Annotated in this window: 14 protein-coding genes and 3 pseudogenes; 7 read left to right on the top strand and 10 right to left on the bottom strand. The window is 71.7% G+C overall.

Annotated elements, in window-relative coordinates; all coding sequences use genetic code 11:
- Positions 1–728 (bottom strand): annotated as a pseudogene (locus tag I6J71_RS35880) (SDR family oxidoreductase).
- 73 nt (positions 729–801) lie between these two features.
- On the bottom strand, positions 802–1,644 hold the full coding sequence (locus I6J71_RS35875) for a helix-turn-helix domain-containing protein (protein WP_204090915.1): 843 nt from the start codon (positions 1,642–1,644) through the stop codon (positions 802–804).
- Positions 1,645–1,767: 123 nt separating this feature from the next.
- On the opposite strand from I6J71_RS35875, the gene I6J71_RS35870 reads away from it, so the two are divergent.
- Positions 1,768–2,499 (top strand): SDR family oxidoreductase, encoded by a 732-nt coding sequence (locus I6J71_RS35870; protein WP_204090914.1) that lies wholly within the window; start codon positions 1,768–1,770, stop codon positions 2,497–2,499.
- Positions 2,500–2,545: 46 nt separating this feature from the next.
- Here I6J71_RS35870 and I6J71_RS35865 read toward each other — a convergent pair whose 3' ends face one another.
- The 3 genes from I6J71_RS35865 to I6J71_RS50195 all read right to left on the bottom strand — a co-directional run bounded on the left by I6J71_RS35865 (position 2,546) and on the right by I6J71_RS50195 (position 4,532).
- Positions 2,546–2,905 carry a GatB/YqeY domain-containing protein gene (locus I6J71_RS35865; RefSeq protein ID WP_204090913.1) on the bottom strand — a complete coding sequence of 120 codons (360 nt, stop codon included), beginning with the start codon at positions 2,903–2,905 and terminating at the stop codon, positions 2,546–2,548.
- A 91-nt stretch (positions 2,906–2,996) separates the two neighbouring features.
- The gene (locus tag I6J71_RS35860; protein WP_204090912.1) at positions 2,997–3,896 is read right to left on the bottom strand and encodes a carboxymuconolactone decarboxylase family protein; all 900 of its coding nucleotides are present in this window, start codon (positions 3,894–3,896) and stop codon (positions 2,997–2,999) included.
- Positions 3,897–3,917: 21 nt separating this feature from the next.
- The gene (locus I6J71_RS50195) at positions 3,918–4,532 is read right to left on the bottom strand and encodes a TetR/AcrR family transcriptional regulator (protein WP_304503251.1); all 615 of its coding nucleotides are present in this window, start codon (positions 4,530–4,532) and stop codon (positions 3,918–3,920) included.
- Between the two features lie 218 nt (positions 4,533–4,750).
- Here I6J71_RS50195 and I6J71_RS35850 point away from each other — a divergent pair, with 218 nt between their 5' ends.
- The 4 genes and pseudogenes from I6J71_RS35850 to I6J71_RS49255 all read left to right on the top strand — a co-directional run.
- The gene (locus I6J71_RS35850) at positions 4,751–5,422 is read left to right on the top strand and encodes a DNA alkylation repair protein (RefSeq protein WP_204090911.1); all 672 of its coding nucleotides are present in this window, start codon (positions 4,751–4,753) and stop codon (positions 5,420–5,422) included.
- A 65-nt stretch (positions 5,423–5,487) separates the two neighbouring features.
- Positions 5,488–6,705 (top strand): GNAT family N-acetyltransferase, encoded by a 1,218-nt coding sequence (locus I6J71_RS35845; RefSeq protein ID WP_204090910.1) that lies wholly within the window; start codon positions 5,488–5,490, stop codon positions 6,703–6,705.
- Positions 6,706–6,774: 69 nt separating this feature from the next.
- Entirely contained in the window at positions 6,775–6,927 is a 153-nt protein-coding gene (locus I6J71_RS35840) for a sterol carrier protein domain-containing protein (RefSeq protein ID WP_239154101.1), read from the top strand.
- 69 nt (positions 6,928–6,996) lie between these two features.
- A pseudogene (locus tag I6J71_RS49255) lies at positions 6,997–7,074 on the top strand (hypothetical protein); the annotation flags it as partial.
- Positions 7,075–7,424: 350 nt separating this feature from the next.
- Here the strand turns inward: I6J71_RS49255 and I6J71_RS35830 are convergent.
- The gene (locus I6J71_RS35830; RefSeq protein WP_204090908.1) at positions 7,425–8,405 is read right to left on the bottom strand and encodes a zinc-binding dehydrogenase; all 981 of its coding nucleotides are present in this window, start codon (positions 8,403–8,405) and stop codon (positions 7,425–7,427) included.
- A 54-nt stretch (positions 8,406–8,459) separates the two neighbouring features.
- Here I6J71_RS35830 and I6J71_RS35825 point away from each other — a divergent pair.
- Positions 8,460–9,289, top strand: a pseudogene (locus I6J71_RS35825) (helix-turn-helix transcriptional regulator).
- Here the strand turns inward: I6J71_RS35825 and I6J71_RS35820 are convergent.
- Both I6J71_RS35820 and I6J71_RS35815 read right to left on the bottom strand, forming a co-directional pair.
- Positions 9,259–10,389 (bottom strand): bifunctional lysozyme/C40 family peptidase, encoded by a 1,131-nt coding sequence (locus I6J71_RS35820; RefSeq protein ID WP_204090907.1) that lies wholly within the window; start codon positions 10,387–10,389, stop codon positions 9,259–9,261. The pseudogene I6J71_RS35825 and the gene I6J71_RS35820 overlap by 31 nt on opposite strands.
- Entirely contained in the window at positions 10,386–11,336 is a 951-nt protein-coding gene (locus tag I6J71_RS35815) for a nucleoside hydrolase (protein ID WP_204090906.1), read from the bottom strand. Before I6J71_RS35815 ends, I6J71_RS35820 begins: the two co-directional genes overlap by 4 nt.
- Before the next feature lie 53 nt (positions 11,337–11,389).
- On the opposite strand from I6J71_RS35815, the gene I6J71_RS35810 reads away from it, so the two are divergent.
- Positions 11,390–12,145 (top strand): acyltransferase, encoded by a 756-nt coding sequence (locus tag I6J71_RS35810; RefSeq protein ID WP_204090905.1) that lies wholly within the window; start codon positions 11,390–11,392, stop codon positions 12,143–12,145.
- 13 nt (positions 12,146–12,158) lie between these two features.
- Here I6J71_RS35810 and I6J71_RS35805 read toward each other — a convergent pair whose 3' ends face one another.
- Together I6J71_RS35805 and I6J71_RS35800 are read right to left on the bottom strand one after the other, a co-directional pair.
- A complete protein-coding gene (locus tag I6J71_RS35805; RefSeq protein WP_204090904.1) occupies positions 12,159–13,493 on the bottom strand; it encodes an APC family permease in 1,335 nt (444 codons plus the stop codon).
- Positions 13,490–14,371 carry a carbon-nitrogen hydrolase family protein gene (locus tag I6J71_RS35800; RefSeq protein WP_204090903.1) on the bottom strand — a complete coding sequence of 294 codons (882 nt, stop codon included), beginning with the start codon at positions 14,369–14,371 and terminating at the stop codon, positions 13,490–13,492. Before I6J71_RS35800 ends, I6J71_RS35805 begins: the two co-directional genes overlap by 4 nt.
- Positions 14,372–14,426 lie beyond the last annotated feature (55 nt).

Raw genomic sequence — 14,426 nt, 5'->3', positions numbered from 1 at the left:
TCACGTTTGGACGGTCGGCCGCACCACGATCTCGTTCACGTCCACCGCGGCCGGCTGTCGCACGGCGTAGGCGATGGCGTCCGCGACGGCCGAAGCCGGGATGCCCAGCCGCCCGCTCGCGGCCCGCGCCCCCGCCTGCGTCTCGGGGTCGCCGCCGCGGTCGGCGAGCTCGGAGTGCGTGAACCCCGGGCTGATGATCGTCACGCGCACGTCGGTGTTCTCCTGGCGCAGGCCTTCGGACAGGGCGCGGACGGCGAACTTCGTGGCGCAGTAGACGGCGGCGGTCGGGTCCACGCGCAGGCCGGCGGTCGAAGCGACGTTCACAACGTGGCCGCTGCCGTGCGCGCGCAGGATCGGCAGCACGGCGGCGATGCCGTGCCGGGTGCCGCGCAGGTTCACGTCGATCATCCGGTGCCACTCGTCGACCCCCGCAGCTGGTCCAGTGTGGACAAGGGCATCACGCCGGCGTTGTTCACCAGCACGTCCACGCGGCGGTGGGCCTCGTGGGCGGCGGTCACCAACGCGCGGACGCTGCCGAGATCGGTCACGTCGAGCGCCCGGAACTCGGCGCGGCCGCCGTTCGCGCGGATCTTCGCGGTAAGTGCCGCGAGCCGGTCGGTGCGGCGAGCGCCCAAGACGACGTGGTGACCGTCGGCGGCCAGCCGCAGCGCGGTGGCCTCGCCGATGCCGCTGCTCGCGCCCGTGACCAGCGCGATCTTGCCGTTCATGCGTACTCCTCGTGAGTTGTGCGGTGAGCTCGAGGCTGCCGCTGCGCACAGCTGCGGAGAAGGACGCGGTTGCCTAGGTGTGGCGCACCCTGGTTCCGCGCGGGCCGTCGGCCACGGCGTGCAGCGACCCGAGCAGCGCCAGCGCGTCGGCGCTCGGACTGCCCGCCTCCGCGAGGCCGACGACCAGATACTGGCCGGAGGCGTCGCGCACGTCGAACGTTTGGTGGTCGAGCACGATCCGTCCGACAGCCGGGTGCCGGAACGTCTTGCGCGGGCCCGAAAGTCCCTTCACGCCGTGATTGCCCCACAACGTCGCGAATTCTTCGCTCGACTCCAGCAGCTCGTCGACGAGCTCGCCGACCTCCTCGCGGTCGTAGCCGCTGGCCAGACGTAGCGCGTCGACTGCGCTGGCCGCGATCTGCGGCCATTCGCCGAACAGCTCGCGCGCGGCCGGGTCGTGGAACAGCGTGCGCACCATGTTCGCGGGTTTGCCGACGGGGGAAAGCAGTGCGTCGGCCAGGGCGTTGGTGGCGAGCAGATCGAGCCGGTGGTTAGTGACGTACGCCACGGCGGTGGGGAAGGTGTCCATGAGCCGCAGCAGCTCGGGGGACACGTCGTCGCGCCGGTGCTCCGGCAGCCGGGGCGTGAGGCCGGCCAGGCGGTAGGCGTGCCAGAGACCGTCGGCGTCGAGGTGCAGCGCGCGGCCGATCGCGTCGAGCACCGGGCCCGACGGGTTGCGCTCACGGCCCTGCTCCAGGCGCGCGTAGTAGTCGGCGCTGACGCCCGCCAGCACCGCGACCTCCTCGCGCCGCAGCCCGCTCACCCGCCTCGGGCGGTGGCTGGTCACCCCCGCCGACTCCGGGCCCAGCCGGGCGCGCTGTGCACGCAGGAACTCTCCGAGATCGTTGCCACTCACCCGCACCACGGTACCTGTTCGCAGTGATACCTGTGAGGTATCACAGGCGCCGGAACAGGTCTTGGACCGAGGCCCGGTCGTGGCCGCATCGTGGAAGGGAACCTCCACGGCGAAAGGAAACCCATGACTCAGGCAAGTGGCCGCCTCACCGGCCGGCGTGTTGTCGTTCTCGGCGGTACCTCGGGCATCGGCCTCGCGACGGCGGTGGCCGCGGCCGAGGAAGGCGCGCAGGTCACCGTTGCGTCGAGCCGGCAGTCCAGTGTGGACACCGCGCTGCCCCGGCTGCCGTCCGGGGCCACGGGTCAGGCCCTCGACCTGACCGACGCCGCCGCGGTCCGCGCGTTCTTCGCCGGCCACGGCGAGTTCGACCACCTGGCCTTCACGGCGGGGGAGCCCCTGTCGCTGACACCGATCGACACCCTCGACCTCGACGTCGCCCGCGGGTTCTTCACCCTGCGCTACTTCGGCGCGCTCGCCGCCGTGCAGGCCGCGGTACCGCACCTGAGGCCAGGCGGCTCGATCACCTTGACCAGCGGCACGGCCGGCACGCGCGGCGGCCCGGGCTGGGCCATCGCGGCGAGCCTGTGCGCGGCGATGGAAGGGCTCACGCGCTCCCTGGCGGTGGAACTCGCGCCGCTGCGCGTGAACGCCGTCGCGCCGGGTGTCGTGCGATCGCCGTTGTGGCAGAACATGTCCGTTGAAGATCGCGAAGTCATGTACGCCTCCGGCTCGGCCTTGCCGGCCGGCCGCGCGGGCGAGCCGTCCGACGTCGCGCACGCCTTCGTCTACTTCATGACCCAGCCCTGGGCGACGGGCACCGTCCACCTCCTCGACGGCGGCACGGTCCTCGTCTGATCGCGCGGATCCGGGCGTCGGTCGCCGGCGACGCCCGGATCGGCAGTCACGAAGCCGGTTCGAGGTGCCGGCGCAGCACGTCGGCCTCGGCGCGCAGCCGGTCGGCCGCGTCGATACGCCCGAGCCGTTCGTATTCGTCGGCGGCGCTGGTGCGTTCACGCACCTCGCTCTCCACGATCGCGCGCACGTCGGCCTCCGTCAGCTCCCGGCGGTCCGCCTCCGCGGCTCCCACGCCGAGCGCCGCGCCCACGACGTGCTCATCGCCCGCCGCGGTGGACAGCGGCTGATCGACCGGCACGGCTTCGGCGTTGTCGATCGCCGCCAGTGCCGAGCGCAGGGCGGTGGTGGCGACGCGGTCGCGGTTCTTGAGTGCCGTGGTGAGGCCGGCACGCAGGTTGGCGCGCATGGTTTTCCCGTCCGGAGTGGTGGTGAACGGCAGGGACGTTAGCAGCCGGCCACCTCGCCGGGCGCGTGGTTTTCCCTTCGCCGGGCCGGCTTCACCCCGCCCGGGTACCGGAGAACGGGAACGTCCCGCCGCCGGAGATCGTCACCGCTCCGGTGAACACGTCGCCGTCGACGGTGCCCGTCACGTCGATCTCGAACCTCGCCGGTTCGGTCACCACGGCCGCGAACTCCAGACGGTTCCCTTCCACCGTGCCCGAGGTGATGGGGACCGTCACGCCGAGCTGGGTGTCCACGATGGACCCCGCCACCGCGCTGCCCGAACTCTTCAGGTCCAGCACCAGTTCCTTGCTGCCGGCCGGGTGCGTGAAGGTGATGTGCCAGGTCCCGTCCACTCCGGTCCGGCCGCTGCTCGGGCGCGTGAGGACCGGCGCGGTTTCGGCAATGGCCGGGACCACGCGTTCGCCCAGCACCGGCCGGCCCGGTTTCACCGCGACGCCCGCGGAGTTCAGGAACCCCGCCATCATCCGGTAGTACCCGACGAGGAACAGCACTTCCAGGATCGCCGGTTCGGCGAACTCCGCGGCGAGCGCGGCCCAGGTCTCGTCGGACACGAAGGCTTCGGCACACAGCTCGTCCGTGGCCCGCAGCACCGCGCCGGCTTCGGGTGCCCAGGTCGCGGCGGGATCGGTGAGCGCGTTGATTTCGTCGGCCGTGGCGCCCGCGCCGAGCGCGGCCGGTACATGGTTGGCCCACTCGTACGGCGCGTCGCACCGCAGGGCGACCCGCAGGATCGCCAGTTCGCGCAGGCGCGGGGGCAGCTCGCCCTGGCCCAGGAGGAACGCGCCGAGGCTTGCGGACGCCTGCATCAGCGCGGGGTTCTTCGCCTGGACCTGGATCACGGTGTCCGCGCCGAGCCGGGCGAGCCGCTGCTGCTCGGGGGTCAGCTCCGCCAGCGGCAGCGGAGTGATGCGGGGACTGGTGGCGTGCGGCATGACGGGTTCCTCCCAGAACGGTCACTTGAGGTGCTGGAGCGCTGTACGCGCGTCTTCGAGGCTGAGCATGGGGTGCGAGTACAGGTCGATCAGGGCGCGCGCGAGCAGCGCGTCGCCTTCGGGGCTGAAGACATCGACGCCCAGCGCGCGCGACACGTGCTGGTGCAGCACGGTGATCGACAGCGCCATGGCCGTGCTCACCGCGGCCCGCACCTTCGCGTCGGCGGCCGGTGGGTCGCTGCGTTCGGTGTCGCGAGCGGCGAGCCACTGCGCGCTCAGCTCCACCATCTCGTCGAACAGCGGTGCTGCTTCTCCCTCGACCAGGGCGCGCGCGAGGTAGGCCTGGTACGGCCCGACCGCGATCCGCGCCGCCGCGACGTGGTTGCCGCCCGCGCCTGCCTCGACCTGGTCGCTGAGCCCGCGCATCAGCTTCACGAGGTGCGCGTCGCACGCGTCGCGCAGTTCCTGCTTCGAGCCGAAGTGGTGGCGCACCAGGCCCGACGAGACGCCCGCGGCCTCGGCGATGCCGCGGATCGTCGCGCGGTCGAACCCCAGCTCGCCGAACTGCTGCATCGCCGCGTCGCGGATGCGCGCGCGGGCGGTCAGGTCGTCGACGTCCGGGCTGCGGTCGGGCACGGATCCTCCCTCACTACACAAACGTGTAGCGGACTATACGCGTGTGTAGCGTTGGCGCGCCAATGCGACCCTGCGCAGGTGGAAGCCGCCCCTTATGGCTGAGCCGTCGTTCGATCACCGGCGGCCGCACCATCGCGTCGGCGCTCACGTGTTCGGCTGCGGATTCGGACGTACCCGCCGACTAGGCTGGGCCCGCCCGAACCGGACGGGAGGCTGACGTGACCGACACGACGGTGGCCGAGGTGCTGGCCGAACTGGCCGCGCTCGAGGATCCGAAAGCCCGTGCGGTAAACGAAAAGCACGGCGACGACCACGGCGTGAACCTCGGCGAGCTGCGCGCGGTCGCGAAACGGCTGAAGACGCAGCAGGACCTGGCGCGCGGGCTCTGGGCGGCTGGCGACACCGCGGCCCAGCTGCTGTCGCTGCTGATCTGCCGGCCGAAGGCGTTCGAGCGGGCCGAGCTGGACACCATGCTGCGCGAGGCCCGCAGCCCCAAGGTGCACGACTGGCTCGTGAACTACGTGGTGAAGAAAAGTCCGCACGCCGAGGAGCTGCGCCAGGCCTGGACCGCCGACCCGGATCCGGGGGTCGCGAGCGCCGGCTGGGCGCTGAGCACTGAACGCGTGGCGAAGAAGCCCGACGGTCTCGACCTGGCGGGCCTGCTCGACGTCATCGAAGCCGAGATGAAGGACGCCCCGGACCGGCTGCAGTGGGCGATGAACCACTGCCTGGCGCAGATCGGCATCGAGCACGCGCCGCTGCGTGCCCGCGCGATCGACATCGGGGAGCGACTGGAAGTGCTCAAGGACTACCCGACTCCGCCGAACTGCACGTCGCCGTACGCGCCGGTCTGGATCACCGAGATGGTGCGCCGCAAGCAGCACGCGTAATTCGGTTGCTCCGATCCCGGGCCGGCGCTTCGCTGTGGCGGGACACCAGGGAGGCAGCGGCGGCGATGGAGATCAGGGCCACGACCGGGAAGGACCTCGACGTCTTCGTCGACACGCTCCACGCCGCGTTCGCGCGGTTCCCGGAAACCCCTGCCGACGGCGGTGGGGTCTGGTGGGCGGCGCTCGAAATGGACCGCAGCCTGCTCGCCGTGACGGCGGACGGGCGGCCCGTCGGCACCGCCGGTGCGTACTCCTTCGAACTCACCTTGCCCGGTGGCCTCGTCGCGCCGGCCGCGGGCGTGACCGCGGTCGGCGTGCTGCCCTCGCACCGGCGCCAGGGCGTGCTCACCGCGCTGATGCGCCACCAGCTCACCGAACTGCGCACCCGCGGCGAGTTCCTCTCCGTGCTGCTGGCTTCCGAAGCCGTGATCTACCGCAGGTTCGGCTACGGCCCGGCGACCTACGAGCAGCGGCTGACGGTGCCGCGCCACCGGGCGGCCCTCGCCGACCCGCGAGCCCGGGCGGCGGCCGGTCCGGCCGCCGGCTCCATCGAGGTGCTGCGTCGGGCCGAATGCGGCGACATTCTGGAAACGGTCTACGACTCCTACCGCCGCGCGCAGCCCGGCGCGCTCTCCCGGCCGCACCGCTGGTGGGCCTCGGGTGCGGGGCAGCCGCCGGTCGCCGCGGCGCCACGCTACGTCGCCGTCCACCGCGACGCCGACGGCGCCCCGGACGGGTACGCCAGCTACTGCCTGAGCGAACCCGAGACCCTGACCGTCGACGAGATCATCACCACCGACGACGCCGTCTCGACGGCCTTGGCCCGGTTCGCGCTCGGTCACGACCTCGTGAGCGAAGTCGTGTTCAAGCGTTGCCCGCCCGATCACCCGCTGCGCTGGCAGCTCGCCGACTTCCGCGCGGGCCAGGTGACCGACGACACCGACTGGCTCTGGGTACGCCTGCTCGACGTCCCCCGGGCCCTGACCACGCGCGGCTGGTTCGCCGACGGCGAGCTCGTCCTCGACGTAGCCGACCCGTTCCTCGCCGAACACGGCCGCTACCTGCTCACCGCCCGGGACGGCAAGGCCGAGTGCGTCCCGACGGACTTGCAGCCCGACCTGTCCCTCGACGTGAGCGACCTGGGCTCGATCTATCTCGGCGGCACCGCGCCGAGCACGCTCGTGCGCGCCGGGCACGTCCAGGCCCGCCACCGGGCCGTGGCCGTTCTTGCCGACGCGCTTTTTCGCGGCGAGCGTGCGCCGCACTGCCCGCACTGGTTTTGACCGCTCAGGTATCGGTGGCCGAACGCTGTCGTCCAGGCCGACGACCCGGCGTCCGAGTTGTCGCTCGATGTGAGCGACCTGGGCTCGATCTATCTCGGGGGCACCGCGCCGAGCACGCTCGTGCGGGCCGGGCACGTCCAGGCCCGCCACCGGGCCGTGGCCGTTTTCTCCGATGCGCTTTTCCGCGGCGAGCGTGCGCCGCACTGCCCGCACTGGTTTTGACCGCTCAGGTATCGGTGGCCGAACGCTGTCGTCCAGGCCGACGACCCGGCGTCCGAGTTGTCGCTCGATGTGAGCGACCTGGGCTCGATCTATCTCGGGGGCACCGCGCCGAGCACGCTCGTGCGGGCCGGGCACGTCCAGGCCCGCCACCGGGCCGTGGCCGTTTTCTCCGATGCGCTTTTCCGCGGCGAGCGCGCGCCGCACTGCCTGCACCTTTCGCTCGACGTAGGCGACCTAGGCTCGACCACCTCGGCGGTACGGCGCGGGCCCGTCACCCGGCCGCGGCGAGCGCGTGCCGCACTGCCTGCACTGGTTTTGACCGTTACGGCGCCAGATGGGCTTTCCGACTGTCTGGTGGTCACCAGGGATCGTTGCGCCGCAACGAAAGTCGACCAAGCCGAGTGCGGGAGTGCGCGGCCCGTCGACGCGAGCGGTCTGGGCGCGCTCGCCCTGGTCGGCACCGTGGTGAGGACGCTCGCCTGCGCTGGCTGTGACCGTCACGGCACCAGGACGAGCTTCCCAGCGCCGCGGTTGTCCTCCAGGTGCTGGTGCGCCGCACCGATGTCGGCCAGGCCGACGACCCGGTCGACGGCGGGCCGGAGGGCGCCGGTCTCGACGTCGTGGACGATGCGCTGCAGGACGGCCGCGCCGGCGCTGCCCTTGAGGGTGTCGCTGTGGAAGGCGGTGAGCCTGGTGCCCGACGGGATCATCGCGATGGGTTCGAAGTCCCGGATCAGCCAGCCGCTGAGCGAACCCGCCACGCACACCGTGCCGCCCCGGCGGACGAGGCGCAGCGAGTCCGCCACCGTGCTCGTTCCGACGAGATCGAGGACGTGATCCGCACCCTCAGGCCAGAGCGCGGACACGCTCTCCGCCGGCGACCCTCCGGAGTCGACCAGCACGTGGTCGGCACCGGCCGCGGTCACCGCGCCGATCTTGTCCCGGCGCCGGGTCGTGGCCGCCGTATCGACGCCGCGACCCGCCGCGAGCGCCGCGGCCGCGAGTCCCACCGCAGAGGTCCCTCCGCGGATCAGCAGCCGCCTCCGCGTGGCCCCTGCCGCATCCAGGGCGCCCTGCGCGGTCAGGTACGTCTCGGGCAGCGCGGCCAGGACCTCCCCCGGCAGCGTGGTCGTGATCGGCATCAGCAGCGAGTTCGGCAGCAGGGCGAATTCCGCGTAGCCGCCGTCGAAGTCCCGGCCCATCTCGCCCATCACCGCCGCGACCGTCGAGCCTTCCGGCAGCCCGGGATCGGCCGAAACCGCCACGGTTCCCACGCATTCGATGCCGAGCACCCGCGGGAACCTCACATTCGGGGAAAACCCCTGCCGGGTCCGCAGCTCCGAGCGGTTCAGCCCCGCGCCCTTGACCCGCACGAGACTCCAGGCGTCCCGGACCGCCGGCACCGGCAGCTCCCTCAGCTCGAGCACTTCCGGACCACCGGCCCTCACACAGACCGCCGCTCGCATCGTCGCACGCATACCTGCACTGTCGTCCGGGCGCGGTGTGGCGGACCACCGGTAGAATGCCAAGCTGTGCCCGTTGGCCGCCAACCTTCCCGGACCCCTGCGACATCACACCTCTGGCCGTCCGGGGGAGCGCACGCTTGGCCTGCAGGGGGAGCGAGCCCCACGCAGTCGCATCCGCGTGGCCACCTGGTGTACGCGGCTCGTGGCGTCTTGTCGGTGCACACGAGCGCGGCACGTCGATCGTGCCCGTCAACCGGGTCGCGTGGACCCCGGCCGGGTTCACGCACCACCACCGCGCGCACGGCGCCACCGACATGCGGATCGTGTTCCTGCCGGCCTCACTCGCGCGGCTCCTGCCCGAGCACCCCGCCGTGTTCACCGCCTCCGGCCTCGCCCGCGAAGCCCTGCTCACCCTTACGGGCCCCCGCAACTACGACCCTGCCGCCCGCACCCTCGGCCGTGGCGCTCGCGACCGGCTGCGGCGAGTCCTCGTCGACGAACTCCACGAAGCACCCGAGCAGCCCTTGCACCTGCCGGAACCGCGCGATGACCGGTTGCGGGCCGTCGCCCGGACGCTGCGCGAGAATCCCGCGGACACCACCGCGCTGGCAGAACTCGGCCGGAAGACCGGAGCCAGTGCCCGCACGCTCAGCCGGCTCTTCCACGACGAGCTGGGCATGACCTTCTACGAGTGGCGCACGCAGCTGCGCATCTGCCACGCGCTCGTCCTGCTCGCCGAAGGGCACCGGACGACGTCCGTCGCGCACGCGTGTGGCTGGGCGAACCCCAGCCACTTCATCGAAGCCTTCACCGCCGTCGTCGGCACCACACCCGGCCGCCACCGGGCGCAGAACCACGCGCCGGGTCAGGCGGTCGGCCGCCCGGCGCCCGCGTAGTCGTCGCCGGGTCTGCGGTACGGGTGGACTTGCACGGCCTGGCCCGTCTGCGGCGCGTCGATCATCTGCTGGTTGCCGATGTACAGGCCGACGTGGTGGATCTTCGTGGCGGGCGCGCCGAAGAAGATCAGGTCGCCGAGCTGCGGTTCGGTCACGTGCTGGACGCTGCGGAACTGCGTGTCGGCCGTGCGCGTGAGCTTCACGCCCGCGCTGCCGTACGCGGCGGTCGTGAGGCCGGAGCAGTCGAAGCCCGGGTCGGGGTCGCCGCTGCCGTTGCCGCCCCACACGTACGGGAGGCCGATCTGGTCGATCGCGAAGTCGACCGCGCTGAGCACGGCCGGGTTCGGTGCGCCGCTGCTCTGCCCGACGGTGCCGTAGACGTTCACCGTCGCCAGGATCCGGTGCAGTGAAACCGGTGCGCCCTGCAGCGAGGCGACGCCGTTCCACCAATCCGTCGCCAGGTCGCGCCCGCCCGCGCACAACGCGCGGCCCGCGGTGAGCGCGGCGTCGTCGACGTTCTGCGGATCCGGTTTGCCACCCGACGCGCTGCGCTGCCACTTGGCCCACACGGCCGGCGACAGCTGCATCGGGCCCGACGCGTTCGCCGTCGAGACCACGTGGTGGTAGAAGTCGCGGACCTCGACGGTGCCCAGCGGCTTGGTCATCGCGCCGTCGTCACCGACGTGGTCGCCGTGGGCGCGCCCGTGGTTGCTCGCGATCTTGCCGATCGCCGCCAGCGTCACCCACGACAGGTGGCACCCGGGCTGCTCCTTCGTGAGCGTGACGGTGGCCTTCGCGTACCCCGTCATCGCCCGCAGCGGGATGTCCAGCCACTGGCTCGTCTTCGAGGCCCACGCGTCGAACTCGCTCGGCTGCGGCACGTTCGGCTGCGTCGACGGCGCCGGCACCGGCGAAGCAGTGCCGGCCGGCGTCGGCTGTGGCGTCGCCGCGGTGTTCACGGGCTGCTGCGCGCCCGGCGCGACCTGCACGGCCATGATCAGCGCCGCGACGGCCACGACCACCGCCGCGGTGACGACGAGAGCCCGCCGCCGGCGCGGCTTTCTCGGTGGCTGCTCGGAATCGAGGCCTGGCTCCGTCATCGCGGACCCCCGGCGAGTCTCGAGAGGACGAACTCGCGCAAGCCGTCGAGGTCGGTGTCCGTGGCGATCTCGACCGGCCGGCCCACGGCGTGCGCCGGGACGGCGCGGCGGTCCACGACGGTCATCCCGCGCGCCGGACCCGAGGTGGTGTCCACCGTGACCGGGTACGTCTCGGTCCGCAGGAGCCCGGGGCTGATCGCTTCCGCGACGGCCACCGCGTCGTGCATCACCATGCCTTCGAAGCCGAGAACCTGGCGGTAGTGGGCGACGTAGGCGGGGGTCAACCCTTCGAGCGTGTGGCCCAGCGGGCCCGACGCGGCGAGCTTCGCCAGCCATGCGCTGTCCACGGCGCAGCGGTGCGTGAGGTCGAGCGGGACCACCACCGTCGGGAGGTCCTCCTCGGCGAGCACGCGGTGCGCGGCCTCGGGGTCGGCCCAGACGTTGAACTCCGCGGCGGCCGTGGTGTTGCCGCGCATGATCGCACCGCCCATCAGCACGATGCGGGCGATCTTCGAGCGCACGCCCGGGTGCGCCGCGAGCAGTGCGGCGATGTTGGTGAGCGGGCCGATCGGCGCGATGGTCACCGGCTCGTCCGCCGCTTCCAGCAGTGAGACCATCAGCCCCACGGCGTCGAGCGACTCGAGCGGACGCGTCGCGGCGGGCAGCGTGCCGGCGCGGCCGGAGAGGCCGTCGGTGCCGTGGACGGTGCGGGAGCCGCGGTCGTTGGCGTGGACCAGCGGCCGCGCCGCACCGGCGGCGACCGGTACGTCGGGGCGGTCGCACAGCTGCAGCAGCCGCCGCGCGTTGGCGGTCGTGCTGGTCAGCGGCACGTTGCCGAAGACCGTCGTCACCCCCAGCAGCTCGACGTCCGGCGACACCGCGGCCAGCGAAATCGCGAAAGCGTCGTCGACACCCGGGTCGGTGTCGATGATCAGCTTGGTCCCCATCCCTGCTCCCCTTGCCTGTGGCGGGCGTCCTCCCACAGGTTACGGTCAACGGCATGACGTCGATGTGGGGTGCGCCCGCCTTGTCCCGCGTGCGCGCTTGGCGGCGGGCCCGGCGCGACCCGCAGCAGGCGAAGTTCCTGACGGCCGACTCACTGCGCTGGGTGCTGCGCAACCGCGCGTACACGCCGTGGTACCTCGTACGCTACTACCGCCTGCTGAAATTTCGCCTCGCCAACCCGCACATCATCTTGCGCGGCATGGTGTTCCTCGGGAAGGACGTCGAGATCCACTGCCGTCCCGGCTACGGCAGGCTCGAGATCGGCCGCTGGGTCCACATCGGCGACGGCAACGCGATCCGCTGCCACGAAGGGTCCCTGCGCATCGGCGACAAGTCCGTGTTCGGGCGGCAGAACGTGATCAACTGCTACCTCGACATCGAGCTCGGCGCCGCCACGCTCGTCGCCGACTGGGTCTACGTCTGCGACTTCGACCACGTGATGTCCGACATCCACGTGCCCATCAAGGACCAGGGCATCGTGAAGGCACCGGTGCGCATCGGCCCTGACACGTGGCTGGGCACGAAAGTCAGCGTTCTCAAGGGCACGCGCATCGGCCGCGGCTGCGTGCTCGGCGCCCACGCCGTGGTCCGCGGCGACATCCCGGAGTACTCCATCGCGGTGGGCTCGCCGGCGCGCGTCGTCCGCAACCGCAAGGACGACTACGCCGCCGACGCCGCCCGCCGCGAAGCCGTCGCCGACATGGCCCGCAAGGCGAACAAGGCCCTGCAGAAGACCCTCGGCGAAGGCTGACGGGGCTGACGGCTCACTCCTCGAAGGTCATCTCCGGCGGCGGCCGCCGGAACCCGCGCGTGAGCACGACCAGGTAGGCGATCCCGATCCCGAGCCACACCAGGCCGAACGTCAGCGCGAGCCCGTCGAGGTTCACCAGCAGCCACAGGTCGATCACCGCGCCGATCACCGGCGCGACCAGCCACGTCAGCACGTTGTGCTTGGTCTCGTGCCGCGTCCGCAGCCACGTGGCGATCACGCTGACGTTGACCATCGTGAACGCCGTGAACGCGCCGAAGTTGATGAACGACGTCGACGTGGTCACGTCCAGCGCCAGCGCGATGAGCCCGACGAGCCCGGTCAGCCCGATCGCGAACGCCGGCGTGTGCAGCTTCGGCTGCAGCCGCCCGAAGATCCGCGGCAGCACGCCGTCGCGGCCCATCGCGAACATCAGGCGCGAAGCGCTGGCCTGCGCTGCGATGCCTGACGCGAACTGCGCGACCACCAGGCCCGCGAGGAAGAACGCGGCGAACGCGTTGCCGCCGATGTGCCCGGCGATCTCGAACGCCGCCGACGATTCGTCGGCGAACGAGGAACCCGGGTGCACCAGCTGCGTCACGTACGCCAGCACGATGAACACGCCACCGCCGATGAGCGCCGTCAGCAGGATCGCGCGCGGGATCGTCCGCTTGGGCTCCACGGCTTCCTCGGTCAGCGTCGTGACGGCGTCGAAGCCCAGGAACGAGTACGTGGCCAGCGCGGCGCCGCCCGAGATCGTGCCGAACGTGCTGCCCGGGTGGAAGAACGGATCCCCGCTCGCGAGCGAGTGCCCGTCGGACAGCACCTGCTTGAGCGACAGCACGATGAAGAACGCGATCACCAGCACCTGGAACGCCATCAAGATGAAGTTGGCCTTCTCCGCGATCTTGATGCCCAGCACGTTGAGCACCGTCGTGATCGCGATGAACGCGATGAGCCACAGCCAGCTCGGCACGTCCGGGAACTGCGCCGACAGGTACGCGCCGCCGATCAGCCAGATCACCATCGGCAGGAAGAAGTAGTCGAGCAGCACGGCCCAGCCGACGAGGAAGCCGACGCGGGAGTCGACGGCCTTGCGCACGTAGGTGTAAGCCGAGCCGGCGACGGGGTGCGTCGCGGCCATCTTGCCGTAGCTGGCCGCGGTGAACAGCATCGCGACGAGCGCGACGACGTAGGCCGAGGGCACCGTGCCCTCGGTGGTCGTCGCCACGACGCCGAACGTGCCCAGCACGATCAGCGGCGCCATGTACGCGATGCCGAACAGCAGCACGCCGGACAGGCCGAGCTGCCGGTCGAGCCGGGCTCCGGGGGTCGCCTTCGTCGTGCTCATCGGGCTCCTTCTTCTCGCGGACGCCACCGGTCGGGCTCGATCCGGCCTTGGTAGAGCGGGAGTTCCAGGGGGTGGTCGGCGGGTGTGAACTGGTCCCACATCCGGTTCACTCCGGCGGTGCCTTCCCGGCGGACGCGGGCGACCTCGTCCAGGTCGATCGTGCGGGCGAGCACGCCGGACTCGGCACCCGGCAACTCGTCGAGCACGGCGCCCTCGGGGTCGACCAGGACGCTGTCACCTACCCCCAGCGGACCGGCGGTATTCACGCTCGCGATGAAAACCTGGTTGGTGATCGCGTTGGCGCGCGCGAGCACGAGCTCCTGCGCGCGGTCGGGCGTGGTGGTCTGCACCGGGTTCAGCACGAGCTCCGCGCCGAGCCACGCGAGGTGGCGCGTGACCTCGGGGAACCAGGCGTCGTAGCAGATCGAGAAGCCGAGCCGGCCCACGCCGGCGAGGTCGGCGACGACGAAGCGGTCACCCGGGTCGTAGGGCTCGTACGGCCGCCACGGGAACACCTTGCGGTAGCTGCCGGCCAGCTCGCCTCCGGGCGAGAAGACGAGGGCCGTGTTGAAGAGCTCACCGTGTTCGCCGCGTTCGCAGACGCTGCCGGGGGACAGCCAGACGCCGAGGTCGCCGGCCAGCTGGGCCAGCTCGCGGGTCCGGGGCCCGGCGAGGGGCTGCGCGGCCGCGTTGAGCTGCTCGGTGCGTTCGGCGACAGTGCCTTCGACGCCGCACAGGTGCAGCTCGGGGAAGGCGACGAGCCGGGTTCCGGGGTGCTCGGCCAGCACGGTCCCGACCTGGTCCGCGAACGTCGCGATGCCATCGGTGTACGGGCGCGGTGGCAGCTGTGCCAGCGCGATCGGCAAGGGGCGGGGCATGAGCCGAAAAATAGTCCATCTTGCACACTTAAACAATAGTGTTCACTTTGAGATG

Source organism: Amycolatopsis sp. FDAARGOS 1241 (assembly GCF_016889705.1).
Classification (GTDB): domain Bacteria; phylum Actinomycetota; class Actinomycetes; order Mycobacteriales; family Pseudonocardiaceae; genus Amycolatopsis.
The sequence above is the reverse complement of the archived record's forward strand: the minus strand, read 5'-3'. Positions and strand labels throughout refer to the sequence as shown.